Origin of the sequence: Caulobacter sp. DWR1-3-2b1 (genome assembly GCF_049895765.1) — a bacterium.
In the GTDB taxonomy this organism is placed as follows: Bacteria; Pseudomonadota; Alphaproteobacteria; order Caulobacterales; family Caulobacteraceae; genus Caulobacter.
In genome coordinates, this window is sequence record NZ_JAFCSZ010000006.1 from 17,616 (window position 1) to 41,138 (window position 23,523).

The following is a 23,523-nucleotide window of genomic DNA, read 5'->3' on the forward strand; positions in this document are numbered from 1 at the left end:
CCTCGCGACGCGCGATCAGGGACGCAGAACAGTCGCCCCGGAATAGCCCAGCGCCACGACGCGATCACGCAGCGACCAAGCCTGACCTTCATCCTCGCCGGCCGAAACGGTGACGCGGTAAAGGGTGCCGCTGGCGCGCGCCATGGGCTCGATCACGGCCAGCCCGGCGCTTTGCAACTGAGCGACCGCCCGTTCGGCATTTTCCCGGCTCGAGAACGATCCCGCCTGAACTTTGAAACCAGCTTGACGGCTCGGGATCACTTGCACGCGCACCGGCGGGGGCTCGTCTGGCCAAGCCATTGGGCCGGCATCAAGCGGAGGATCCCGGCGCGGCGGTTGCGGCTGCGGCGCCTGCGCATACCGTCGGGTGTCGAATGCGGTCTTTGGCGCGGGACCGATGTAGCGAACCCGAACGCGCGCGACACCCTGACGGCGATAGCCCAGCTTGTCGGCCGCCGCGCGCGAGAGGTCGATCACCCGGTCGCCCACGAACGGTCCCCGATCATTAACACGCACCACCATCTTGCGGCCGTTGTCGAGGTTGGTCACCTCGACAAGGCTAGGTAAGGGCAAGGTCTTGTGGGCCGCCGACAGGGCGTCCATGTCGAAGATCTCGCCGTTGGCCGTACTGCGGTTGTGGAATTGCTCGCCATACCAAGAGCCAACACCTTTGATGTCGTAGTCGGGATCGGCTTGAGGATAATACCAGATGCCTCTGATCTGATATGGCTTTTCCGTTCCTCTCAAAGGTTTTCCAGACGGTGACACCATGGGGCCGCGTGGCGAGGATGCGACGTGACGCTTGTTGTCGATACGCGTGTCGAGGCGCGGCTTTGGGGTCGCGCAGGCGACGAGACTCGCGGCGACAAGGGCCACGAGGCTTGCAAGGCGCAGGCCGCGCCAGAGATGCTGTTCCACAACCATGCTGACGTCTTTCCGACGCGGGCGAGCCCTTCCGAGCGTAGATGATGCATCAGTTGTTTTGAAGTCTGGTTAAGGTGACAGCGCGCTGTTATAGCCGCTCGCTCCGGACAGATGGCCGAGTGGTTTAAGGCAGCGGTCTTGAAAACCGCCGTAGGTGAAAGTCTACCGTGGGTTCGAATCCCACTCTGTCCGCCACCCCTTCCCCGCCGCGCTGGACTCGCAGAATCTGGCGCGGCGGAAGTCCAGGATTCCGATGTCTACAGCTCGCACCGCGTTCTACGGCCTGGCCGATCACGATCTGGCTCCGGTCGCCGCCGACGCGATTCAGGTCTCTCCTATGGTGATCGGCGCGACGGATCTGGCTGCGATCCCGGACCAATCCCTGGACGCCATTACGATTCGCGCCCCGGCCGGCGTCGTCGAGCGACGCTTCGTCCTTGCACATGCGCTACGGGCACTGGCTGTCGAAGGTCGTCTGACGGCGTTTGGTCCAAAGGATCGCGGTGGGTTGCGCCTGAAAAAGGAGCTGGAGGCCTTCGGTTGCGTCGTTGGCGAAAGCTCTAAGAAACACAACCGTATCTGCGTCGCTCTTCGTCCTGTGGAACCGGCAGGGCTAAGCGAGGCAATCGAAGCCGGCGCGCCTCGACGGGCGTCCGATGACCTGTGGACTCAACCCGGCGTCTTCAGCTGGGATCGCCTGGACCCGGGCACGGCCTTGCTGCTGAACACCCTGCCACCGCTGTCCGGCGTCGGCGCAGACTTCGGATGCGGCATCGGCTGGCTGGCGCGCAGCGTTCTGGCGTCGCCGAAAGTGACCAAGCTGACCCTGGTCGACCTGGATCGACGCGCCATCGACGCAGCCTGCCGCAATATCGAAGATTCCCGCGCTGAATTCGTCTGGGACGATGTTCGCCAGGCCGCCGCGTCGCTGGAAAAGCTCGACTTCGTCGCCACCAATCCGCCGTTCCACGAGACCGGCGGCGAGGATCGGTCTCTGGGTCAGGCCTTCATCAAGACGGCCGCCGCCAGCCTGCGCAAGGGCGGTGACCTGTGGATTGTCGCCAATCGCCACCTGCCCTACGAGGCGATCCTGAACGAACACTTCGCCAAGGTGCGTCTCGCCGGCGAGACCAATGGCTACAAGGTCTACGAGGCCCGCAAGTGACCAAGGCCCTGATGGCCCGCCTTGACCGGCTGTTGGCCAATCTGGGCTACGGTAGTCGCAAGGATGTCCAGGCGTTGATCTCCGGCGGCAAGGTGGTGCTGGACGGCAATATTCTGAAAGACGTCGGGACCAAGGTCGCTGTAACCGCCGATCTTCCCCAGCGCATGATGATCAGGGACCGCCCTGTCGATCCGCCTGCCCCGCTGGTGCTGATCATGCACAAGCCGCTCGGCGTGGTGTGCTCGCACAAGGAAGACGGCGAGCGGATCTACGGCCTGCTGCCCAAGCGCTGGCAGATCCGCGATCCGGGTCTCTCGACTGTGGGGCGGCTGGACAAGGACACCTCGGGCCTGATCCTGATCACCGACGACGGGGACTATCTGCACCGGGTGATCTCGCCCAGGCGCCATGTGCCCAAGACCTATCTGGCGACCTTGGATCGCCCGCTAAAGGGTTCCGAAGGCTCGCTGTTCTCGTCCGGCGAACTGATGCTCGAAGGCGAAGAAAAGCCGTTGCTGCCGGCCGAACTGGCCGTGATCGACCCGCACCACGCCCGCCTGACCATCACCGAGGGGCGCTATCATCAGGTGCGGCGGATGTTTGCGGCCGCCGGCAACCACGTGGTCGAACTTCATCGTGAGAGCGTCGGCGGCCTGGTTCTGCCTGAAGACCTGGAGCCCGGACAGCACCGGATACTGAGCGCCGCCGAGGCGGAGAAGGTCTTCGGCGATGAATGAGCCGATCCTGGTCGATGCCCGGGGCCATCGTTGCCCGGTGCCGACACTCCGCCTGAGACGGGCCCTGGAAACCGCGCCGGCAGGCGGTCAGGTGCGATTGATCGCCGATGATCCGATGGCGCGCATTGACGTGCCGCACTTCGCCGTCAGCGCCGGCGCTGCGGTGATCTCGATCACCGACGAAGACGCCGGAGCGATCAGCTTTTTGGTGTTGAAGGCGTCTTGAGCGTCACCCCGCGCCGGCCCTCGACGAGCACGCGGGGACGTTCGTCCAGGGCGATCTCCACTTCCGTGGCCAGGGCCCCGCCAAGAAAGATCGCGTTTACGCTCCACGACAGCCAGATCAGGAAGATGATCACTGCCGAGATCGAGCCGTAGGTGGCGCCCAACTGCGCAACCTTCTCGACATAGAAGGCGCTGGCCGAGGACATAAACAGGCAGAGCACAGCTGCGGCGAGGCCGCCGGCTATCGAAGCTCGCCACCCGACCGGCGCGCGGGACATGGCGTAGCGATAGATTAGCGTCATGCCGATCACCACGCCCAGGCTGGCCCATGTCCACTCGCTCTGGATCCATGAGACGCCTTCCAGCGGGCGCAGATGCAGGGCGCTGCCGAGCAGTCGGAAGGTCAGGAAGACGCCCGACATCACAAATAGCAGCGCGAAGGCCGCGATCAGGACAAACAGAGCCATCAGGTTGAAACCGACAAAGCCGCGCTGATCTTCTTCGTTGTGGATGAAGGACAGGCCAGCCAGAAGCGCCTTGAACCCCCGATGGGCCGCGTAGGCGCCGATTACCAGAACGACCGCGCTTTGGGCCGACACGGCCTGCTCCGGCGCGTGGGCCAGGCGGGTAAGCTCGCTTTCAAACATCGCTCGTGCGCCTGACGGCATCAGATCAGCGAGGTTCTTGGCTTGCGCCGCAGCCTGCTCGGACGTCAGCAGCAGGCTGTAGAGGCCGATGAGAATCGCCAGACCCGGAAAGACCGCCAGCAGAGCGAAGAACGACACGCCGCCGACATAGAGCATGACGTCGCGCCCCCAGAGCCGCGACAGAGCCAGGCCCAGGACGCGCAGGACCTCTCGCGCCCAGTGGATCGGATCCAGATCTAGGTCGCGCCAGCGGATGGGTTGGGGGTCTTGCATCGGCCGGAACCTGCCCGCGCCGGGCGCCGGGCGCAACCCCGGGCCGAGACGACCCCCAAGCAAAACGACAAAGACGCGCCGCCTCAGGGAAGGCGACGCGTCTCCGCAGGACAAAGCCTGAAACCGAACGCCACATCGAGGGACGGATGGCGCGACGCCCGGTATGCAATCAATCTAGTGCCCGGCGGCTGAACCCACGCTGAACGGCGGCGATAGGCTGAGCGACAGCTTTCAGAGCGCTCCGCTGGACTTCAGATGCGCAATAGCCTCGGCCGAGAAACCCCAGTCGGCCAGTGCCGTGTCATTGTCGCCGCCAACCTTGGGCGGAGGCCCCTGAATCTTGCCGGGCGTCGCCGAGAAGCGCGGTGCAGGCGCGGGCTGCATGACACCCGAGACCTCGACGAAGGTTTCCCGCGCGGCGTTGTGTGCGTGCTTGGGAGCCTCTTCCATCGACAGGACCGGCGCAAAACAGACGTCAGTGCCGCCCATCAGGTCGCACCATTCATCGCGGGTCTTGGTGGCGATCACGGCGGCGAGCTTGTCGCGAAGCTCGGGCCATTCCTCGCGGCTCATCTGGTGCTGGAACTGCGGATCGGTGATGCCGGTCTTTTCCAGCAGCAGCAGATAAAACTGCGGCTCGATCGATCCGATGGAGATCCAGCCGCCGTCGCTGCATTGATAGGTGTCGTAGAAGTGGGCGCCGCCGTCGAGCAGGTTGGACCGCCGCCCCTCGCTCCACATGCCGCCGGCCTTGAAGCCATAGAACATCGCCATCAGCGAGGCTGCGCCGTCGCTCATGGCGCAATCGATGACCTGCCCCTGCCCGGTGGCGCGGGCGTGGATCACGCCAGCCAACAGGCCGAAGGCCAGATAGAGCGCCCCGCCACCAAAATCGCCGACCAGGTTCAGGGGCGGCACGGGCTTGTCCGTCGTGCCGATGGCGTCCAGCGCGCCGGTGATGGCGATGTAGTTCATGTCGTGGCCGGCGGCCTTGGCGTAGGGGCCAAACTGCCCCCAGCCCGTCATCCGGCCATAGACGAGCTTTGGATTGCGGGCCAAGGCGACGTCCGGACCCAGGCCAAGCCGCTCCATGACCCCGGGACGGAAGCCCTCGATCAGGCCGTCGGCGCTTTCCAGGAGTTTCAGACAAGTCTCGATGGAAGCAGGATTTTTCAGGTCCAGCGCTACCGACCTGCGTCCGCGTGCGGTGACATCCGCCGGAGAACCTCGCCCCGCTCCCTTGCGGTCGATCCGCACGACATCAGCGCCGAGGTCGGACAGCAGCATGCCGCAAAACGGACCCGGGCCGATCCCGGCGAACTCCACGATCTTCAATCCTGAAAGCGGCCCCTGGCCCATGGCGTCCTCCATATCGACCTTTCAATGCGGTCGTTCGAATGGGTTAGACCGGCGCTGACGTTCGGTCATGCAAGGGGTTACAGGAAACCCACTTTTCCTTTGATGGGGAAGGTAAGAAGACATGAGGCTTCGGCCTCACGCGGCATTGGCCGCTGAGCTGGTCGGGGAGGCGCGAAGCGGCCGGGGCGAACCCGGATGACCGTGATGTGTTTTTTGCGTTTCGGTTCGACCTGTCCGCTTCGCCAAGCTGTTCTTGACCGTGAGGATCGGGGCACACGAGCGTGAGTTTCAGCTCTGATTCCCAATTAACCCCCGGACGGGCGCGCATCTCGTCGATCGGCTATCCGTCTCGACGCCGACGATGTGCGATAGGCGGCTTCTGACCCCCGCCCTCCTTTATTCCGCGCTGTCTCACCTGCGAGTGGTCCGGTGGTCCCGGATCAATCCAACGAACAGACCACCATCGTCCCCGCCGCGTGACCGCGTGGCCCCGCTCAGCTTCATCACCCGTCGCCGCATCAGGCCGGTACCAGGCGCCCTCCCCCTGCGACGGGGACAGCTATGATTATGCGGGAGGTTTGAACGCTGAGGATTGGCGCGCTCCATTTAATTTCAAGCCATTGATCTCGAACAGGTTTGTCTCGCGAACGCGGATGATGGAAGCGCGTCTATCCCCGTGCTCGACCCAATCGGCGGCATGTCACGACTGTCTCGTCCCTGCGGCGTTCCATCCCTATCTCCGGCTAGAGCCTCTGCTATGTTGCAGCGTCGAATCTGGATGGTCGATGTCGATCTAGGTTCGACGGGTTTCGGGTCGGAGGTAAGTGTGGCGGTAGACGCCCGAATCCTAATCGTGGCGCGCGACGATTTGCGCGCAGGCCCCCTGGCCGAGGGGCTGGATCGGCTCGGCTGGCGTACGATCACCGCGCGGGGGCCTTATGCCGCCCTCGCCGCGCTCGGCGACCTGCCCATCGAGGCCGTGATCGTCGATCTGGCCAGCGCTGGCCCGGACACCCGATCGCTGGCCCGGCGCCTGAAGGCGGCCGTCGCGCCGCGCCGACTGCCCGTGATCGCCATCGGCGAACTCGACGGCGGACAGCAGAGCCAGGCCTTCGACCTCACCCTCTCGCCCCCCCTGCATCCGTCACAGGCGGCTTTGCGGCTGGAATCGCTGGTTCGCACAGCCATTGCCGAGGAAGAGTTCGAGCTGCGGCTCGAAACCTTCGGCGAGCGCGGCCGCCGGATGGACCTGCCCGAGCCGCAACCCTCTCCGTTCCGCATCCTGGCGGTCGGCGAACCGGCCCCGCAGTTCCTGGCCCTGTCCAACGCCCTCAAGCGCAGCGGCGCCGAGGTGGTTGGCGCCTTCACCGCCTATACCGCCTTCGACTACCTGCACGAGCGGGCCTTCGACTCCGTGGTGCTTTGGGCCGGAGACAATCAGCAGGAAGCCCTGTCGATCGCGGCCGGCATGCGCCGCAACACGCGTCTCTTCCACATCCCGGCCATGCTCTATCTGAAGGCCGAGAGCTATGTGACCATGTCGGAGGCCTTCCATCGGGGCGTTTCCGACGTCGCATCCCCTGAGACGGCCGAGGTCGAGACCGCACGCCGCGTGATGGAGCTGGCCCGCAACTATCGGCGGGGCGAGTCGATCCGGGGCGCGCTGGAGAAGGCGCGCAGCTCGGGTCTGATGGACGCCGCCACGGGCCTCTTCACCCGCGACCTGTTCGCCGCCCACCTGGCGCGCCTGACGGCCGCAGCCCGCGAGCGATCGCGTCCGCTGTCGATCTGCGTCCTGCGGGTCGCCGACAAGCCCGAGGCCGTCTGGGCCCGGCAGAACGGCTGGCTGGATCGCGCCATTCCGCAGATCGGCTCGATGGTCGGGCGCTTGGTCCGTGTCGAAGACACCGCCGCCCGCCTGGCGCCCGAGGTCTTCGCTTTGGCCCTGCCGGCGACCAACCAGAACGCCGCCCGCGCCGCTGCCGAGCGCATCGCGGCCGTCATAGGCTGCACCGCCTTCGACGCCGGCGAGGACCGCCCGCCGTTCGTCTGCGAGTTCGACATCGGCGTCGCTCAGATCGAGGGCGGCGAAGGCGCGGTCAAGGCCCTGGAACGCGCCGCCGCCCGGGCGCTGCAACGCGAAGCCAGCTGAGAAGCGCGATGAGCCAGCCCATGATCGTGGACGTGGTCGCCGATGTGGTCTGCCCTTGGTGCTATCTGGGCTGGCGACGCGTGAAGGCGGCCGTGGCCCTGCGTCCGGATATCGAGGCCAAGCTGATCTGGAGGCCCTATCAGCTGGACCCGACGCTTCCCGAGGAAGGCGTGGATCGCAAGGCTTACATGGCGGCCAAGTTCAAGGACCCGGAGCGCCTGAAGGTCGTTCACGAGGCCTTGGTCTCTGGCGGCGCCGACGATGGGATCACCTTCGACTTTGCAGCCATCGACAAGTCTCCCAACACCAACGCCGCGCATCGACTGATCCGTTGGGCGCTCACGGCTGGCGTTCAGGATCTCGTGGTCGAGGCGCTGTTTGCGGCCTATTTCACGCATGGCCGCGACATCGGCGATCCCATGGTCTTGGCCGATATCGCCGAAACCGCTGGCATGGAGCGGCTGGTGGTGCTGCAGTTGCTATCAGAGGGCGCCGACAAGGAGTCGGTGGCTCGCGAGCATTCCATGGCGGTGCAAGGCGGCGTGACCGGGGTGCCCTATGTGATCTTTGGCGGCAAGGTCGCGGTCGTCGGGGCGGAATCACCTGAACGGATCGCCGAAGCCATCGATCAGGCGATCGGCGCCTAGGGCAACTTTCCCTCTTCGGCCAGCATACGGGCCGCCGCGTCGAATCCAGCCCAGGCGGCGCCCGCCAAGGCCGCGCCGACACTGACCCGACGCACGCCGACATCCGCCAGCGGCGCGACCGATTGGCCGGGCCAGGCCATCAGGACGTTCACAGGCCTGGGAGCGACGGCCTTGACGATCTCCGCGACAGAAGCGAGGTCGATCACGCCGGGCGCGTACAAACAGTCGGCGCCGGCCTCGGCATAGGCCACCAGACGGTCGATGGTCGGCGACAGATCCTCGCGCCCGATCAGGAAGCCTTCAGTTCGCCCGACCAGGATCACATCCTCGCCGCTGGCGTCGATGGCGGCTCGCGCAGCCTTGATCCGCTCGACCGCGACTGAAGGTTCATAGAGATCACGGCCGATGCGATCCTCAATGGACAGGCCAGCGACGCCCGTCTCAATGGCAAGTCGCACGCTCTCCGCGACGCCTCCGGGATCATCAGCAAAACCCGCCTCGAAATCTGCGTTCACTGGGAGATCGGTGGCCGCGCAGAGCATACGCAGGTGGTCCAGGACCTGATCGCGCGTTAGAGCATTTTCCGATAAGTGTGAAACGGTTATCGGATCGAAAAATGCTCTAAACTTTTGATTTAGAGCCCTTTTCGCCCGACCCTGATGAAGCCATCAGGTCGGAAAGGGCTCTAGCCCGCCATCTTCCTGACCCAGCGCCCATGCCGGACCGGCGCTGGTCGAGGCCAGCGCCTTGTAGCCCAGCTTCTGCAGGCGCTTGGCGCTCCCTGCGTCCCACGGATTGGGCAGGGTGAAACAGCCGTCGTCATGCCGGGCGCGGAAGGCCGCGCGGCGGGTGGCGAGATCGATCGACGACATGGAATCCTCCGAATTTCGCCAGACATACCGGCTGGTCGTGACAGCGAGTGACAGTAGCTGTCAGCGCGAGGCCGACCATGGTCGCCGCCCTCGCAGCGGCTGCGCCCATACAACCCACCATCCGGTATCGCGTCGATAGAGTTCCGCCGCGCCGCCAAGGGCGAAGTCCTGAGCGCTGAGGACTGTGCGATTCGCGCAGCTGGATGGGGTCGCGCCCGCGAAACCTCCCCGCAGGACGATGATTTCAGCGCTCGTGCAGAGCTCGCCGAGCGTCTGCGCCGGAACATCCTTGCGGCTCCACGAGAGGGCGATGGCGACCGGGGCGGCGTCATCTGGCCGACAGGCATAGCCCGAACAGGCAAACCCCCGCGTCTCGCCAATCACCAGGCCGCGCCGCCGCGCCCAGAGCTCGGCGCCGAAGCGCCGGTTGTCTGGTCGCAGGAGGATCGCTTCACCGCCGCGCCGAACAGCAGCCGTCGCGCCGTCAGCGGCGATCCAGACGTCCGGCGCGGTCGGCCGAGGCCAAAGAGCGACAGCCAGGGCCAACGGGGCGCCAAGCCAGCGTAGACGTCCGCTCCAGAGGCACAGGATCATCAGGCCAATGAAGGCAACCACGAGGGTAAAAGGCGGCGCGCTGGCGATCACGGCTTGCCCACCAAGCGCCTCGAACTTCCGGGCGACAGAGACCATGGCCTCGACGCCCCATCCGGCGATCAGAAGGAAGGGCTCGCCCCAGCCCACGCTTTCAAGAGCCGTACCGATGGCCAGGAATGGCATGATCACAAAGGACGACAGGGGAGCCACGATCAGATTGGCCGGCAAGCCCCAGATCGCCACGCGGTTGAAGTGCTGCATGGCGAAAGGGCCGGTGGCCAAGCCTGCGACAAAGCTCGCGCCTACACTGACCGCAAGCCAGGCTCCGACGGCTTGGATCGCTCGGATCGGCCAGGGCACCGAGATCTCGCGCATCGGCCTCGGCCAGGCTTCGGCCAAGGCGATCAAGGCCGCAGTCGCCGCGAACGACATCTGGAACCCTGGCGCGCCAGCCGCCTCTGGCTGCCGCGCCAGGATAATCAGCGCCGCCAAGGCCAGGCCGTGGAGTGTCACGGCCTGGCGGTCGAACAGTATGGCCGCGAAGGCTACGCCGGCGGTGATGGCCGCGCGCTCGGCCGGTGGCGGCGCGCCGGAGATCACGAGATAGAGGGCTACGGCGACAAGACCCGCAACGGCCGCGATCTTCTTGCCGGGGGCGCGCAAAGCCAGCCACGGCCACGCCGCGATCACAAGCCGGGTCAGGCCGAAGACGAAGCCGCCGACGATGGCCATGTGCAGGCCCGAAATCGAGAGGATATGCGCCAGGCCCGAGGCGCGCATGGCTTCGGTCTGCTCGGGCGTGACCCAGGCCTCGTGGCCGGTGACCATGGCCGCGCCGATGCCGCCGCTTTCCGGACCCATGTGGGAGACGATCCGCTCGGCCAGCCGCCAGCGAAAGGCGTTGACCGCCATCGTTGCCCGCAGTCGCCAGGGCGGCGGATCCAGCTGAGTCCTATCGATGTCGCCCAGTGAAAATCCAACGCCTCCGATGGCGTTGAACCAGGCGTCCCGCGCGAAGTCGTAGGAGCCTGGCGCAGCCGGAGGCGGCGGTGGCCCGAGAATCGCCCGCATCCGCACCGCGTCGCCCGGCTCGACCAGATCGATGGAGTCGATGGTGACCCGGACCCGTATTGGTGTCTTGTTCGGCGCAAGGCCACTGACGGCGACAGGCGCGATGAGCAATCGAGGTCCGCCCGCGCCCGGACTGACGACATCGACCACGAAACCTTCCAGCCGGCGGGGCGCACGCTCGCCGTCGATCACCGGCGCGCTGACTTGATCACTGCGGATCTTCGCCGCCAGCCCGCCGGCCATCGTGAAGGCGAACAAAGCGGCCAGAATGGTCAGGATTCGTGGCGAGGAACGCGACAGCCACCAGAGCGCCACCCCGGTTCCGGTGAGGAGCCCGAGGACCGGTAGCGGAAGCTCGACCGGAGCCTCAAGATATGCGGCCGCGCCCAACCCGAACCAGACCGGACTCCACAGAACCCAGCGATCCAGATTCGCGCTCGTCTCGTCGCGCAGGGCGCGGAACATCGTCGCCGGACTAGGCCATGCGCGAACCGCCGTGCTAAGACGCGCCGCCCAAGCCGCGCCTCGGCGCGCGATCCCGGCCGTCTCGGCGGCGTCCTGCCTTTCAGCATTGAGTTCGATGTCGAACCCCTCCTCCACCGACCGCGCCGTGGTCACGCGCTTCGCCCCATCGCCTACCGGCTTTCTGCATATCGGCGGCGCACGCACAGCGCTGTTCAACTGGTTATATGCACGCCATACGGGTGGGAAGTTCCTTCTTCGCGTCGAGGACACCGATCGCGAGCGCTCGACCGAAGCCGCCGTCGCGGCGATCTTCGAGGGGCTGGACTGGCTGGGCCTGACATCGGACGAAGAACCGGTGTTTCAGCACACCCGCGCGCCGCGCCACGCTGAGGTAGTCAAGCAATTGCTGGAGCGCGGCCGCGCCTATCGCTGCTGGATGACGGTCGAGGAACTGGAAGTCGCGCGCGAGAAAGCCCGCGCCGAAGGCCATGCGATCCGCTCGCCCTGGCGCGACGCGCCTCCGCCCGCCGATCCGTCGGCGCCGCACGTGATCCGCTTCAAGGGGCCGGCCGACGGCGAGACCCTGGTCGACGACCTCGTGAAGGGGCCCGTGACCTTCAAGAACACCGACCTCGACGATCTTGTGCTGCTGCGAGCTGACGGCGCGCCGACCTATAACCTCGCCGTGGTGGTCGACGACCACGACATGGGCGTCACCCACGTGATCCGGGGCGACGACCATCTGAACAACGCCGCCCGCCAGACCCTGATCTATCAGGCGATGGACTGGGAACTGCCGGCCTTCGCCCATATCCCCCTGATCCACGGCCCCGACGGCGCCAAGCTGTCGAAGCGTCACGGCGCCCAAGCGGTCGGCGAGTTCGCGGACATGGGCTATATCCCCGAGGGCCTGCGCAACTATCTGGCGCGTCTGGGCTGGGGTCACGGCGACGACGAGGTCTTCAACGACGATCAGGCCATCGACTGGTTCGACGTCAAGGACGTGGTCAAGGCCCCCGCTCGCCTCGACTGGGCCAAGCTCAACCACATCAACAGCCAGCACCTCCGCGTGGCCGACGATTCTCGCCTGGCCGGCCTGGTCCTGAAGGCGCTGGTGGCCCAGGGCGCCAGTCTGCCCTCGGACGCCGCAGCTCGTCTGCTGGCGGTCGTGCCGCAGGTCAAGGAAGGGGCCAAGACGATCCTGGAGTTGGCCGAGCACTGCGCATTTGCGCTGAAAGTCCGTCGGCTGGAGCTTGAGGAGAAGACCCTCAAGCAATTGAACGAGGAGACGATCGATCGTCTGACGCGTCTGCGTGACCGCTTGGCTCAGACGCCAGTTTGGAGCGTCGACGAACTCGGAACCCTGTTGAAATCCTTCGCGGAATCCGAGGGTGTCGGCTTTGGCAAGTTCGGCCCGCCACTGCGTGGCGTCTTGACCGGCGGCGCCCAGGCGCCCGACCTGAATAAGATCATGACTGCGTTAGGTCGGGAGGAGAGCCTCGGCCGTCTTGACGACGCGCTAGCTGTGCGCGCATGAGGCGCCTATAACGCACTCGCGAAATGAAACTTGGACTGCTCGTTCCATCGATGAAGGGGTTTCCCGCATGACCGATAAAGCCACACTGACGATCGGCGACAAGAGCTACGATCTGCCGATCCTCAAGGGCAGCACCGGTCCGGACGTCGTCGATGTCCGGAAATTCTACGGCGACAGCGACCTCTTCACGTTCGATCCTGGCTTCACCTCGACCGCATCCTGCGAAAGCAAGATCACCTATATCGACGGCGACGCCGGTATTTTGCTGCACCGCGGCTATCCGATCGACCAGTTGGCCGAGAAGTCCTCGTTCCTGGAAGTTTGCCATCTGCTGCTGAACGGCGAACTGCCGACGGCTGAGGAATTCGCCAAGTTCGAGCACAACATCACCTACCACACGATGTTGCACGCCCAGTTCGACAGCTTCTTCCAGGGCTTCCGTCGCGATGCTCACCCGATGGCGATCATGACGGGCGCCGTCGGCGCCCTGTCGGCCTTCTATGCCGACAGCCTGAATGTCGACGATCCCAAGCAACGCGAGATCAGCGCCCATCGCCTGATCGCCAAGATGCCGACCATCGCCGCGCGCGCCTTCCAGTACAGCGTCGGTCGGCCGTTCGTGACACCGCGCAACGAACTGAGCTACTCGGAAAACTTCCTGCGCATGTGCTTCTCGGTGCCGGCCGAGGACTGGGTTCCCAATCCCGTCCTGACGCGCGCCATGGACCGCATCTTCATCCTGCACGCCGACCACGAGCAGAATGCCTCGACCTCGACCGTTCGCCTGGCCGGTTCGTCGGGCGCTCACCCGTTCGCCTGCATCGCCGCAGGCATCGCCTGCCTGTGGGGCCCGTCGCATGGCGGCGCCAACCAGGAAGCCCTGGAGATGCTCGAGGAAATCGGCACGGTCGAGAACATCCCCGCCTATGTGCAGGGCGTGAAGGACAAGAAGTACAAGCTGATGGGCTTTGGCCACCGCGTGTACAAGAACTTCGACCCGCGCGCCAAGGTCATGCAGAAGACCTGCTACGAGGTCCTCGAGCAGTTGGGCATCAACGATCCCCTGTTGGAAGTGGCGATGGAGCTGGAGAAGGTCGCGCTCAGCGATCCCTATTTCATCGACCGCAAGCTCTATCCGAACATCGACTTTTATTCGGGCATCACCCTGCGCGCGATGGGCTTCCCGACCAACATGTTCACCGTGCTGTTCGCCCTGGCCCGCACCGTCGGCTGGATCAGCCAGTGGAAGGAAATGTTCGAGGACCCCTCGCGCAAGATCGGCCGTCCGCGCCAGCTCTATACGGGCGCGACACAGCGCGACTACGCGCCGTTCGAAAATCGCGGTTAGGCCCTCGATCCGAACCCAATTGGAAGAGCCCCGTCGCAAGGCGGGGCTTTTTCTTTGCCCGCTACGGCTTGAGCAGAAAGCTGAGAATCTCGGCGATCGCTCGGTAAAGAGCCTCGGGAATTTCCTCGTCGATCTCGATGATCGACAGGGCCTGGGCCAAGGCGGGGTTCTCCTCGATGGGCACGCCATGTTCGCGCGCCGTCTCGACGATCTTCTCGCCAAGCCAGCCCTGACCAGACGCCACGACCCTGGGTGCATCGACGCCTTCGTAGAACAAGGCGACGGCGATCTTGCCGCGCCCCCTGACGCCGCCGATCAGTCCCGTCATGACGCCTGATCCACGAACTGACCTGGCGCCATTGCAGCCACGGCAGGCGAGCCCGCGTGGAACGCGACCTCCGGCGACAGCTCGGCCTCGCGAAGGGCCGCGCTCAACGCCGCCTCCCCGGCCTGAAGACGCGCCATAGCATCCGGGCGCTCCGCCCACAGGCCCACGCGCGTACAGGCGCCGGTGAGCGCGATCTGCACATGGACCGGCCCCAGGGGCTCAACGTCCAGCGAGAAGCGGGCGCGCCAGGTCCGTTCGACCTCGCGCCCGGAATCTGAGCCCCCGCCGCCCCCATCGCGACTGACCTCAAACTGCGCGACAGCAACACCCTGAGGGGTCTGGAACGGCAGATCGAACACCCAGCGCGAGCCCTTGGTCTCGGTTGGCCGCTCAGCCTCGCCGCGTGGTTCTGGCAGCGAGGCGATCTGCAGGAGCTCCTGGCGCGCGATGGCGCCATCTGCGCCCTTCAACAACCGTCGCGCCAGATCGGCCGGGGCCAAGCCTTCCGGAAGATCTGATGGGACGGCTGCCTGCGCCGATGTCGGGCCGCCAGCATAGGGCGGAGGCGGCCGGGAAGGCCCACGCGCATGGGCAAGTGGGAGGCCTGGCCGAAGATCCCGCCCGACCTCGTCCCCCTCCTTATCGGCCAGCGGCAGAGACTCTGCGACCTCGTCCTCAATCATCCCGACCATCAGAAAAGGCTGAGGCTGCAGGGCGGCTGCAGCGCGGTGCGCTGCGGCCGGTGCGGGCGTCGCCATGGCGTTCTGCTGTACGGCCGGCGCAGGCGGAGACCCAGGACTGTCCGTGACAGGAGGCGCCTGCGCCGAAGCCGACGCCGACGCCCCCGAGATCGATTGCTGGACGGGCATTCCAGGATTCGGCGCCCGAGCCCCGCCAGGCGCCGCCGATCGCCCTGGCTCGGCATTTGATCCCACTGCATCACGGCGCACCGCATCGACGTCGCCATCGACCTGGTCAGGCGCCTGAAAGCCCGCAGCGCTCTGCGTGTAGGTCGCACGGCTGGCGGGGTCCTGTCGCGGAGGCCCGATTTGCGGGGCGACTGTGGCCTGTTGCGGCGCCGGTTCAGCCACAGGCATCTTGGCCAACCATGTGGAGACAACAGCGCGAAATACCAGGAGCGCGGCCTTCATGTCGTTGGGCGACGATGGAATGGATGCCGTGGGGATCGCCGCGCCTTCTGTCGTCGCGGCGCGCGCCAGATGGGCTTCCAGAAAAACCCCGGAGCCCTGGACAGCCGAGCGCATGACCGCCGCCGTGACAGGCCGCTGGGTCGGGATGGCGCTTTCGAGCACGGCCCTGGCAGCCTGACGCACGGGCCCAGGTGTTTCCGGCCTGACGATTGCAGCCTCGATGTCGGCCATGGTCGCCGCCAACCCGGACTGAACGGGCGCCGCGTGAGCGGCCGCCGACCGCGCGGCGGCGACAAGTCGGTCGCTGACCGAGAATACAGGCGGAACGTGAGCTGGAGCGGCGGCTTTACTGCCGTTGAGGGCGGCATTTGCGTCGGTGGTGGCCGCCGCAGCGCCGGTGACCACATCGCCACCGTCGGAATCAAGGTGCGCACCCGCCGCGATCTGACCAAGCGTGGATATGTTCGCCGCTACAGCCGCCCGGGCGAGCGCCGCCAGGGCCGTCGCGGGCTCGGGCCGGCCGCCCGATGCCGGGACCGGCGTGATCGGCGTTACTGGGGCTGTCGGATCGATCGCCAAAGCTGGTCTCCAGCCGCGCGGGCCGCGAAGAACAGAATTATCCTAGTTTGCGTCGATGAAGCGGACCTTAAGCCGCTTCAGACGCCGACCGCGCTCTGCCCAGAAAGGCGATCAAGGCCTCGGCGGCGGCTTCCGACGGGTCGGGCATTCCACGTCCCATCCGGTCGAGCGCGGCGCTCTGCTCCGCGATCTGCGCGGCGCGGAGATCGGGATTGTCGAGTCGGGCAGCTGTCGCCCGCGCCAGCCCCCCACCCGTCATCGCATCCTGAAGATATTCAGGCGCAACGGCTTTGTCCGCCGCGATGTTCAGCAGGGTCACCCAGCCCGGTTTGAACAGCAGCTTCAGCAGGCCATAGGTGATGGCTCCCGTGCGATAGCCCACGACCATCGGGCAGCCCGCGAGGGCAAGTTCGGTCGTCACGGTGCCGCTGCAAGCCAGGGCGACCGTTCCGGCGACCATGGCGTCGTCCTTGAGCGCCTCGTCCTCGATGACGTGGGCGCGGAAGGGCCAGCCCGCCACGCGCGCCTTCACGGCCTCGGCGACGGTGGAAGCGGCCGGCACAACCACGGCGAGGTTTGAACGAGTCTCCTTCAGCCAGCGGACAGCATCCTCGAAGACCGGCATCACGCGCTCGATCTCGGAAGGCCGGCTGCCTGGCAAGACGAGAAGGATCGGCTCGTCCGCCGTAACGCCGATGGCGGCGCGCAGCCGAGCCGGATCGGCCTTGCTGAAATCCTTGGCCAAGGCCGAGTTGCCGACGAAAACGCTTTCCAAGCCTGCACGGTCGAAGAACGGCTTGTCCATCGGCTGGATCGACAGAAGGAAATCCACCGCCTTGGCCAGCGCCCTCGCCCGCCCGGGTCGGTATGCCCAGACCTGGGGCGCGACGTATTTCACCAGCGGCAGCGCGGGGGTTTGCCTGCGCAGGGCCTGAGCCAGCCGGATATTGAAGCCCCACGAGTCGATCAGCACGGCGACGTCGGGCTTTTCCCGCTCCGCCAAAGCCAGGGTGTCCTTCAGGCGCGCCATGGCCCGGGGATAGGCCTTGAGGCTTTCGACGATACCGATGATCGAGAGTTGGGCGATATCGAAGGGGCTCTTGATTCCCTCGGCAGCCATCTTTGCGCCACCCACGCCCACGAAGCGTACCGCCTCATCGCCCAGGCGGCGCTTCAAAGCCTTGGCGAGGCCCGCGCCCAATGCGTCGCCGGATGCTTCGGCCGCCACCAGCATGACAGTCAGCGGACGGGTCACGCCGGGCCGCCGGGTTCCACTCCCAGTATGAACAGCCCGAGATCGTCGGCGCAGGCGATCACCGCCTCGCGGTCCACGACCAGCAGACGGCCAGCTTCACCGACGATGCCGGCCAGGCCAGCGCGCGCCGCGCGTTGCAGGGTGGCGACGCCGATAGTCGGCAGATCAACCCGGGTTTCCTGAATCGGCTTGGGCGCCTTGGCCAGCACGCCGCGCCGCTCTTCAGCCGAGCCACGAATGGCCAGGGGCAGGTCGGCGACTCGTCGAAGCATAGCGTCGGTGCCCTCCTGGGCCTCGACCGCCAGCACCAAGCCCTCGCAGACGACAGCGCCTTGCCCAACGTCCAGCTTGCCGATTTCGCGCGCCACCAGCAGCGCGCGCTCGATGTCCGGCAGGTCTTGAGGCCGGGGCGCATGGGCGCCGAGCGCGCCAAGCGGCAAGGTCATCTCACCCACGACCTCGTGCGCGCCCTCTATGGCGAAGCCCTCCTTCTCGAATTCCAGCAGCAGGCGACGCAGCAAGGCGTCATCACCCTGGCGCGCGGCCTTGATCAGGCCGGGAATGACGGCGACGCCGCGCAGGTCGGGCATGATGGCCGCGAAATCGGGACGCTCGACCGTGCCGGCGAAGCAGACGACTTCGCACCCTTCGGCCTTAAGCGCCTTGAACACCTTGCCGAACTCGCCAAGGCCGACCTCAATGCCGCGATAGCGGGTCAGGACGGGATCGGCGAAACTTCTCAGGCGCATCACGGCGAACGGCCGTCCGGCGGCCTCGCAGTGAGCCGCCAGTTCGACGGGAAGCGCGCCCCCGCCGGCGATCAGACCGAGCTTACGCATCAGAAGAGCCTAGACCTCGCGCTCGGGCAGGCAAAGCGGCCGGTTATTGTCCGACCGGATGAAGTCGACGATCTCCATCACCTCGATATTGCCGGCGTGGATTTCGGCGACGTCCTCCAGGCGCTCCTGGAACGTGCCCTCGTCGGCGAACAGCAGGCGGTAGGCGGCGCGCAGGGCGTTGATCGCCTCGCGACTGAAGCCCCGGCGCTTGAGGCCGACCAGGTTCAAGCCTTCGAGGTGTGCGTGGTTGCCCCAAACGGAGCCATACGGGATCACGTCCTTGGTCACGATCCCGCCGCCCCCGACGAACGCGTAGCGGCCGATACGGCTGAACTGGTGCACCGCGCAGAGACCGCCCATGAACACGAAATCGCCGACGGTCACATGGCCGCCGAGCGTGGCGTTGTTGGCGAAGGTCACGCGATCACCCACCGTGCAATCGTGCGCCACATGCGCGCCGACCATGTAGAGACTGTCGGACCCGACCCTGGTCACGCCGCCGCCGCCGACCGTGCCGGTCTGCATCGTCACGTGCTCGCGGATCAGATTGCGTTCGCCGATCTCCAGCCGCGTATCCTCGCCCTTGTGGGCCAGATGCTGCGGAGGAGCGCCCAGCACGGCGAAGGGATAGATGGTGCAGCCGGCGCCTATCGACGTCGCACCATCGAGGACCACGTGGGAGATCAGGCGCACGCCGTCACCCAGACGCACCTTGGGGCCGACAGTGCAGAAAGGGCCGATCTCGACATCGGCTCCCAGCGCGGCGCCGGGGGCGATCAGGGCTGTCGGGTGGATCTGGCTCATTTGGTCGGCGTCTCGACCACCATGGCCGCAAACTCGGCTTCGGCGGCGACCTTGTCGTTCACCTTGGCCACGCCCTTGAACTTGAAGATGGTCGAGCGGGAACGGGTCACCTCGACCTCCATGCGGATCACATCGCCGGGGCGCACGGGATTGCGGAAGCGGGCGTTGTCGACCGACATGAAGAAGATGGTCTTGCCTTCGGTATCGACCTCCAGCGACTTGCTCATCAGGATCGCGCCGGTCTGGGCCATGGCTTCGATGATCAGGACGCCCGGCATCACCGGATTGCCCGGGAAGTGTCCCTGGAAGAACGGTTCATTGATCGTCACGCACTTGATGCCGATGATCGACTGATGTGGCCGGTAGTCCTCGGCGCGATCCACCAGCAGGAAGGGATAGCGGTGCGGAATCCTGGCCAGGATTTCGGCGATATCGATATCGGTTTGCGCTGGTTCGGCGACGTCTTGGCTCATATTTAGCCCCTTGTTCCCCGGCCGCCCGCCACGCGCGACAGCCATGCGGTCTCCCGGAGCCACCGCTTGAGCGGCCGAGCCGGAAACCCTGTCCATGTTTCGCCCGCAGGCACGTTCTTGAACACCGACGCCGAGGCGCCAATGCTCGCTCCCGAGCCGATGGTCAAATGATCGGCGACGCCGGCCTTGCCGCCAAACGCCACCCCGTCGCCGACAACCGTGCTTCCCGAAAGCCCCGTATAAGCCGCCAGCACGCAATTGCGACCCAGGCGGACGTTGTGCGCGACATGCACCAGATTGTCGATCTTGGTGTTCTCGCCGATCGTCGTATCGGTAAAGGCGCCTCGGTCGATGCAACTGTTGGAGCCAACCGTGACGCCATCCTGGATCACCACCCGGCCGAGTTGGGGAAGATCCACGATACCCCTTGCTCCGGCAGCGGCGCCGAAACCCGCCTCGCCGATCACCGCGCCCGCATGGATGCTGACCCGGTCACCAATGATCGCAAAGCCGACCACGGCGTTAGCCCCGATCAGGCAGTCGCGGCCGATCGCGACACCCGGGCCGATCACCGCGCCCGGCGACAGATAGGTCCCGCGTCCGATCCTCGCCCCCTGCCCCACGCTCACGCCGGGTGAAAGCCTCACGCCGTCTTCCAGCTCGCAATCAGGATGGATCGAAGCCGACAGCGGCTCGTGGCGGCGCGGCGCATGCAGCCGGGCCGCGGCGGCGGCCCAGGCGGCTTGCGGATAGGCCGTCAGCAACGCCGCGCAACCCGGCGCGAGCAGACCGCGATGCTCCGGGCGAACAAAACAGGCGCCGGCTTGGGTGGCGGCGGCCGCGTCGCTGCGTTTGGCGTCAGAAAAGAAAGTGATAGCCCGCCCGTCGGCAGCGTCGAGCGGCGCGACGTGGGTTACGGAGCGCGACGCGAAACCAGCGTCGGCGAGCTCCGCCACGCCAAGGCCGGCGAGCTCCTGGAGTGACGCCGGACCCATGTCATCGAAAAATCGCGGGTCCGGCATCTAGTCCTCTCGGCGACTGGCCCGAGCGCGAGGCTCGGGCCGACTCGCTTACTTCTTGGGCGGCGTCAGAGCTTGAGCGCCGGCGGCCGCTTGGTCCAGACGTTCGCGGTCGAAGGTCAGGGTCTTGATGCGGGCGTCGAGGGCCACGACGACGGCGTCGGTGATGTCCATGGACGGGTTGGCCAGCAGCACCGACTCGCGGTCCAGCAGCATGCCGCAGGTGCGTTGTTGGTAGACCTGCTTGATGGCCGGATCGAGCTCTTGGTAGACGCGCGACAGGGCCTTCTGCTCAGTGGCTTCGACTTCCTTCTGGCGCAGTTGGCCCTTGCGCTGCCAGGCGTTGGCCTTGACCTGCAGGCCGGCGGCCTGTTGCTCAAGCGCGCCTTGATCCATCGTGGCCTTCTTGGCGTCCAGCGCCTTGGCTTCGTTGTCGAGTGTGCCGCGTTCGCCCGTCAGTTCGGCGTTCACCTGCGCGATGATGGTCTTCAGGCGGGCGTCGACGGCCTTGCCGACAGCCGATGAGCCGACGGCGCGCTGGCTCGAGAAGATGCAAACGCCAGCAAGCGGCGCGCCGTGCGAAATCGCAGGGGCGGCGGGAGCCGTCTGGGCCATGGCGCTGGTCGACATGGCGATGGCGACGACGCCGGAAGCTGCCGCGGACAGGAACTTGGAAGTCATGATCATTGGAACCTTGTGGAGGTGGAGAACCGGAACGTTTCGGTCCGGTCATAGTCTTCCTTGGAAAGGATCTTGCTGAAGTCGAACCGGATCGGACCCATGGGCGACTTCCAGTCGATGCTGATGCCCGCCGAGGCGCGAAGACCCAGATCATCGCGAATATTGGGATCGAACACGCCGACCGAGGACTGGCGGTCAACGTCATCCAGAAGGCCGGCCGTACCAACGTCACTGAACACAGAGGCCTTGATGCCGTACTGTTCTGGCAGGAAGGTCGGGACGGTCAGCTCGAACGAACTGATGGCGTAAAGCTTCGCACCCATCGAATTGCTCTGGGTCGAGATATCGCGCGGGCCGATACCGGCTGTTTCAAAGCCGCGGAAGCTGGTGCCGCCCCGGTAAAAGCGATCATTGATCCGAACGTTATCGCCCCCCCAGCCTTCGATATAGCCCGCCGAGCCGGTCGCGCTGAAGATGAAGTCCTTGTTGAAGCCCCAGTACCAGCCAGCGGCGGTTTCGGTCTTCAGGTACTTCACGTCGCCGCCAAAGCCCGCCAGATCCTGGTTCAGGTCGGCGAACCAGCCGCGTGTGGGCTGGATGGGGTCATTGCGCTTGTCGATCCGCAGGCCGTAGCCGACCAGCGACGTCATATAGGCGCCGCGCTGCAGGCAGAGGATCTGCGAAACCGAACCGCTGTCGCACAGGCCGTCCGACACACTGACTTCGTCGCGACGCAGCGTGTAGCGCATGCTCATCGAGGCGTTCTGGGTCAGCGGGAAGCCGACGCGAACGTTACCCCCAACCGAGCGGGTGTCATAGGCGGCGTAGTCGCTCAGATCGTAGCGGAATGAGTAGACGTCGACGCCGGCCACCAGGTTGCGGTTCAGGAACCGCGGCTCGGTGAAAGCGAAGTCGATCTGCTGACGCAGCGAGCCGACGGAAATCCGTCCGCGCATGTTCTGGCCGCGACCCCGGAAGTTCCGCTCGGTGATGCCGACGTCAAGCACCAGCTTGTCGACCGAGCTGTAGCCGGCGCTGAACGAGAGCTCGCCCGTGGGCTGCTCCTCGACCTTGACCCGCAGGGCCGTGCGGTCCGGCGCGCTGCCGGGCACTTCCTCGATCTCGACTTCCTTGAAGAAGCCAAGGCGTCGGATGTTGTTTTTGGAGCGGTCGACCAGCACGCGATTATAGGCGTCGCCCTCGGCCACTTCGAGTTCGCGGCGCAGCACGTAGTCGAGAGTGCGGGTGTTGCCGACGATGTCGATGCGATCGACATAGACGCGCGGGCCCTCGCGAACCTGGAAGACCACGTCGACCGTGTTGGTCTCGCGATTGGGCACGTAGCGCGGACGCACGTCCACGAAGGCGAAGCCGGCGGCGCCCGCCGCGAAGGTCAGGGCGTCTGTGGCCTGCTCGATGCGCTCGTCTTCATAGAGCTGACCGGTGCGGATCGGCAGAATCTGGGCCAGCAGCGTGCCGTCCAGCTTTTTTAGTTCTGTTTCGACAGTGATCTTGCCGAACTTGTACTTGGGACCCTCGTCCAGGGTGTAGGTGACAGCAAACCCGTTCTTGTCCGGCGCCAGTTCGGCCATCGACGAGACGACGCGGAAGTCGAAATAGCCGCGGTTGCGATAATGTTTGCGCAGTTGTTCGCGGTCGTACTCGATCCGGTCCGGGTCGTAGTTGTCGTTGCTGGTCAGGAACTTGTACCAGTGCGACTCCTTGGTCACGATCACGTCGCGCAGATCGTTGTCCGAATATTCGGAATTGCCAAGGAAGTTTATGCCGAGAACACCGCTCTTGGGACCTTCGTTGATCTCGAACACCAGATCGACGCGTTTTTGCGGCAGTTCGACGACCTTGGGCGTCACGGTCGCCGAGATGCGACCCGAACGACGATAAAGTTCGATGATCCGCTGAACGTCGGCCTGAACCTTGGCGCGCGTGAAGATGCCGCGTGGACGGATCTGCACTTCGTCCTTCAGCTTGTCTTCCTTCAGGGACGAATTCCCCTCGAACACCACCTGATTGATGATCGGGTTCTCGACGACCTTCACGATCAGGTCGCCCGACACCATCTCGATCTTCACGTCGGCGAAGAGGTCGGTGCGCGCGAGGGTCTTCAGCGCCAGGTCGAGGCGCGCGGCGTCGACCGTGTCGCCGAGCTGGATCGGCAGGTAGGACATCACAGTGCCCTGCTCGATCCGTTCGTTGCCTTGCACGACGATCCGCTGCACGACGCCGGTTTGCGCCGCTTGAGCGAAAGCCGCAGCGGGCGCGACCATCGCGGTCGAACCGAAAAGAAGCGCCACACCGGTGGCGAACGCGGCGCTATGGGCGCGAATTTTGTTCATGGGACCAATCATGGACGGAAGGCG

At 65.7% G+C, this 23,523-nt stretch carries 20 protein-coding genes, 1 tRNA gene and 1 pseudogene; 8 read left to right on the plus strand and 14 right to left on the minus strand.

Annotated elements, in window-relative coordinates:
* Positions 1-15: 15 nt before the first annotated feature.
* The gene (locus ACP69S_RS07835) at positions 16-924 is read right to left on the minus strand and encodes a septal ring lytic transglycosylase RlpA family protein (protein ID WP_425996018.1); all 909 of its coding nucleotides are present in this window, start codon (positions 922-924) and stop codon (positions 16-18) included.
* A gap of 105 nt (positions 925-1,029) precedes the next feature.
* Between ACP69S_RS07835 and ACP69S_RS07840 the strand changes: the two genes are divergently transcribed.
* The 4 genes from ACP69S_RS07840 (at position 1,030) to ACP69S_RS07855 (ending at position 3,052) form a co-directional block, all read left to right on the plus strand.
* Positions 1,030-1,119: transfer RNA gene (locus ACP69S_RS07840), tRNA-Ser, on the plus strand.
* A 58-nt stretch (positions 1,120-1,177) separates the two neighbouring features.
* On the plus strand, positions 1,178-2,089 hold the full coding sequence (locus ACP69S_RS07845) for a class I SAM-dependent methyltransferase (protein ID WP_425996019.1): 912 nt from the start codon (positions 1,178-1,180) through the stop codon (positions 2,087-2,089).
* Positions 2,086-2,826: a pseudouridine synthase gene (locus ACP69S_RS07850; RefSeq protein WP_425996020.1), complete on the plus strand. Its 741-nt coding sequence runs from the start codon at positions 2,086-2,088 to the stop codon at positions 2,824-2,826. The genes ACP69S_RS07845 and ACP69S_RS07850 overlap by 4 nt, the downstream gene beginning before the upstream one ends.
* Positions 2,819-3,052 carry a sulfurtransferase TusA family protein gene (locus ACP69S_RS07855; RefSeq protein WP_425996021.1) on the plus strand — a complete coding sequence of 78 codons (234 nt, stop codon included), beginning with the start codon at positions 2,819-2,821 and terminating at the stop codon, positions 3,050-3,052. Before ACP69S_RS07850 ends, ACP69S_RS07855 begins: the two co-directional genes overlap by 8 nt.
* Here ACP69S_RS07855 and ACP69S_RS07860 read toward each other — a convergent pair.
* Positions 3,024-3,971, minus strand: a complete 948-nt coding sequence (locus ACP69S_RS07860) for a YihY/virulence factor BrkB family protein (RefSeq protein ID WP_425996022.1) — start codon at positions 3,969-3,971, stop codon at positions 3,024-3,026. The genes ACP69S_RS07855 and ACP69S_RS07860 overlap by 29 nt on opposite strands.
* Before the next feature lie 231 nt (positions 3,972-4,202).
* Positions 4,203-5,330, minus strand: a complete 1,128-nt coding sequence (locus ACP69S_RS07865; protein WP_425996023.1) for a CaiB/BaiF CoA transferase family protein — start codon at positions 5,328-5,330, stop codon at positions 4,203-4,205.
* A gap of 826 nt (positions 5,331-6,156) precedes the next feature.
* Between ACP69S_RS07865 and ACP69S_RS07870 the strand changes: the two genes are divergently transcribed.
* Both ACP69S_RS07870 and ACP69S_RS07875 read left to right on the plus strand, forming a co-directional pair.
* The gene (locus ACP69S_RS07870) at positions 6,157-7,482 is read left to right on the plus strand and encodes a diguanylate cyclase domain-containing protein (protein ID WP_425996285.1); all 1,326 of its coding nucleotides are present in this window, start codon (positions 6,157-6,159) and stop codon (positions 7,480-7,482) included.
* 8 nt (positions 7,483-7,490) lie between these two features.
* Complete coding sequence (locus tag ACP69S_RS07875) at positions 7,491-8,129, plus strand: DsbA family oxidoreductase (protein WP_425996024.1); 639 nt, start codon at positions 7,491-7,493, stop codon at positions 8,127-8,129.
* On the opposite strand, the pseudogene ACP69S_RS07880 reads toward ACP69S_RS07875, so the two are convergent.
* Both ACP69S_RS07880 and ACP69S_RS07885 read right to left on the minus strand, forming a co-directional pair.
* A pseudogene (locus ACP69S_RS07880) lies at positions 8,126-9,001 on the minus strand (isocitrate lyase/PEP mutase family protein). The gene ACP69S_RS07875 and the pseudogene ACP69S_RS07880 overlap by 4 nt on opposite strands.
* A gap of 60 nt (positions 9,002-9,061) precedes the next feature.
* A complete protein-coding gene (locus ACP69S_RS07885) occupies positions 9,062-11,131 on the minus strand; it encodes a ComEC/Rec2 family competence protein (protein WP_425996287.1) in 2,070 nt (689 codons plus the stop codon).
* A 115-nt stretch (positions 11,132-11,246) separates the two neighbouring features.
* On the opposite strand from ACP69S_RS07885, the gene gltX reads away from it, so the two are divergent.
* Together gltX and gltA are read left to right on the plus strand one after the other, a co-directional pair.
* Positions 11,247-12,668, plus strand: a complete 1,422-nt coding sequence (gene gltX / locus ACP69S_RS07890; RefSeq protein ID WP_425996025.1) for a glutamate--tRNA ligase — start codon at positions 11,247-11,249, stop codon at positions 12,666-12,668.
* Positions 12,669-12,735: 67 nt separating this feature from the next.
* The gene (gene gltA / locus ACP69S_RS07895; RefSeq protein WP_425996026.1) at positions 12,736-14,016 is read left to right on the plus strand and encodes a citrate synthase; all 1,281 of its coding nucleotides are present in this window, start codon (positions 12,736-12,738) and stop codon (positions 14,014-14,016) included.
* Between the two features lie 61 nt (positions 14,017-14,077).
* Here gltA and ACP69S_RS07900 read toward each other — a convergent pair whose 3' ends face one another.
* The 9 genes from ACP69S_RS07900 to bamA all read right to left on the minus strand — a co-directional run bounded on the left by ACP69S_RS07900 (position 14,078) and on the right by bamA (position 23,511).
* On the minus strand, positions 14,078-14,344 hold the full coding sequence (locus tag ACP69S_RS07900) for an EscU/YscU/HrcU family type III secretion system export apparatus switch protein (RefSeq protein WP_425996027.1): 267 nt from the start codon (positions 14,342-14,344) through the stop codon (positions 14,078-14,080).
* A complete protein-coding gene (locus tag ACP69S_RS07905) occupies positions 14,341-16,074 on the minus strand; it encodes a flagellar hook-length control protein FliK (RefSeq protein ID WP_425996028.1) in 1,734 nt (577 codons plus the stop codon). Before ACP69S_RS07905 ends, ACP69S_RS07900 begins: the two co-directional genes overlap by 4 nt.
* A gap of 67 nt (positions 16,075-16,141) precedes the next feature.
* The gene (gene lpxB, locus ACP69S_RS07910; RefSeq protein ID WP_425996029.1) at positions 16,142-17,329 is read right to left on the minus strand and encodes a lipid-A-disaccharide synthase; all 1,188 of its coding nucleotides are present in this window, start codon (positions 17,327-17,329) and stop codon (positions 16,142-16,144) included.
* Complete coding sequence (gene lpxI, locus ACP69S_RS07915) at positions 17,326-18,168, minus strand: UDP-2,3-diacylglucosamine diphosphatase (RefSeq protein WP_425996030.1); 843 nt, start codon at positions 18,166-18,168, stop codon at positions 17,326-17,328. Before lpxI ends, lpxB begins: the two co-directional genes overlap by 4 nt.
* A 9-nt stretch (positions 18,169-18,177) precedes the next feature.
* Complete coding sequence (lpxA, locus tag ACP69S_RS07920; protein WP_425996031.1) at positions 18,178-18,972, minus strand: acyl-ACP--UDP-N-acetylglucosamine O-acyltransferase; 795 nt, start codon at positions 18,970-18,972, stop codon at positions 18,178-18,180.
* Positions 18,969-19,445 carry a 3-hydroxyacyl-ACP dehydratase FabZ gene (gene fabZ / locus ACP69S_RS07925; protein WP_425996032.1) on the minus strand — a complete coding sequence of 159 codons (477 nt, stop codon included), beginning with the start codon at positions 19,443-19,445 and terminating at the stop codon, positions 18,969-18,971. The genes lpxA and fabZ overlap by 4 nt, the downstream gene beginning before the upstream one ends.
* Before the next feature lie 2 nt (positions 19,446-19,447).
* On the minus strand, positions 19,448-20,467 hold the full coding sequence (lpxD, locus tag ACP69S_RS07930) for a UDP-3-O-(3-hydroxymyristoyl)glucosamine N-acyltransferase (RefSeq protein ID WP_425996033.1): 1,020 nt from the start codon (positions 20,465-20,467) through the stop codon (positions 19,448-19,450).
* Between the two features lie 48 nt (positions 20,468-20,515).
* Positions 20,516-21,145 carry an OmpH family outer membrane protein gene (locus ACP69S_RS07935; RefSeq protein WP_425996289.1) on the minus strand — a complete coding sequence of 210 codons (630 nt, stop codon included), beginning with the start codon at positions 21,143-21,145 and terminating at the stop codon, positions 20,516-20,518.
* Positions 21,146-21,147: 2 nt separating this feature from the next.
* Positions 21,148-23,511 carry an outer membrane protein assembly factor BamA gene (bamA, locus tag ACP69S_RS07940; RefSeq protein ID WP_425996291.1) on the minus strand — a complete coding sequence of 788 codons (2,364 nt, stop codon included), beginning with the start codon at positions 23,509-23,511 and terminating at the stop codon, positions 21,148-21,150.
* Between the last annotated feature and the right edge of the window lie 12 nt (positions 23,512-23,523).

Excerpts from the sequence above, each read along its gene's own strand:
- ACP69S_RS07835 (WP_425996018.1), bottom strand. The coding sequence starts at position 924 with ATGGTTGTGGAACAGCATCTCTGGCGCGGCCTGCGCCTTGCAAGCCTC.
- ACP69S_RS07845 (WP_425996019.1), top strand. The coding sequence starts at position 1,178 with ATGTCTACAGCTCGCACCGCGTTCTACGGCCTGGCCGATCACGATCTG.
- ACP69S_RS07855 (WP_425996021.1), top strand. The coding sequence starts at position 2,819 with ATGAATGAGCCGATCCTGGTCGATGCCCGGGGCCATCGTTGCCCGGTG.
- ACP69S_RS07860 (WP_425996022.1), bottom strand. The coding sequence starts at position 3,971 with ATGCAAGACCCCCAACCCATCCGCTGGCGCGACCTAGATCTGGATCCG.
- ACP69S_RS07865 (WP_425996023.1), bottom strand. The coding sequence starts at position 5,330 with ATGGGCCAGGGGCCGCTTTCAGGATTGAAGATCGTGGAGTTCGCCGGG.
- ACP69S_RS07875 (WP_425996024.1), top strand. The coding sequence starts at position 7,491 with ATGAGCCAGCCCATGATCGTGGACGTGGTCGCCGATGTGGTCTGCCCT.
- ACP69S_RS07885 (WP_425996287.1), bottom strand. The coding sequence starts at position 11,131 with ATGTTCCGCGCCCTGCGCGACGAGACGAGCGCGAATCTGGATCGCTGG.
- gltX (WP_425996025.1), top strand. The coding sequence starts at position 11,247 with ATGTCGAACCCCTCCTCCACCGACCGCGCCGTGGTCACGCGCTTCGCC.
- gltA (WP_425996026.1), top strand. The coding sequence starts at position 12,736 with ATGACCGATAAAGCCACACTGACGATCGGCGACAAGAGCTACGATCTG.
- ACP69S_RS07900 (WP_425996027.1), bottom strand. The coding sequence starts at position 14,344 with ATGACGGGACTGATCGGCGGCGTCAGGGGGCGCGGCAAGATCGCCGTC.
- lpxI (WP_425996030.1), bottom strand. The coding sequence starts at position 18,168 with ATGCGTAAGCTCGGTCTGATCGCCGGCGGGGGCGCGCTTCCCGTCGAA.
- lpxA (WP_425996031.1), bottom strand. The coding sequence starts at position 18,972 with ATGAGCCAGATCCACCCGACAGCCCTGATCGCCCCCGGCGCCGCGCTG.
- fabZ (WP_425996032.1), bottom strand. The coding sequence starts at position 19,445 with ATGAGCCAAGACGTCGCCGAACCAGCGCAAACCGATATCGATATCGCC.
- lpxD (WP_425996033.1), bottom strand. The coding sequence starts at position 20,467 with ATGCCGGACCCGCGATTTTTCGATGACATGGGTCCGGCGTCACTCCAG.
- ACP69S_RS07935 (WP_425996289.1), bottom strand. The coding sequence starts at position 21,145 with ATGACTTCCAAGTTCCTGTCCGCGGCAGCTTCCGGCGTCGTCGCCATC.
- bamA (WP_425996291.1), bottom strand. The coding sequence starts at position 23,511 with ATGATTGGTCCCATGAACAAAATTCGCGCCCATAGCGCCGCGTTCGCC.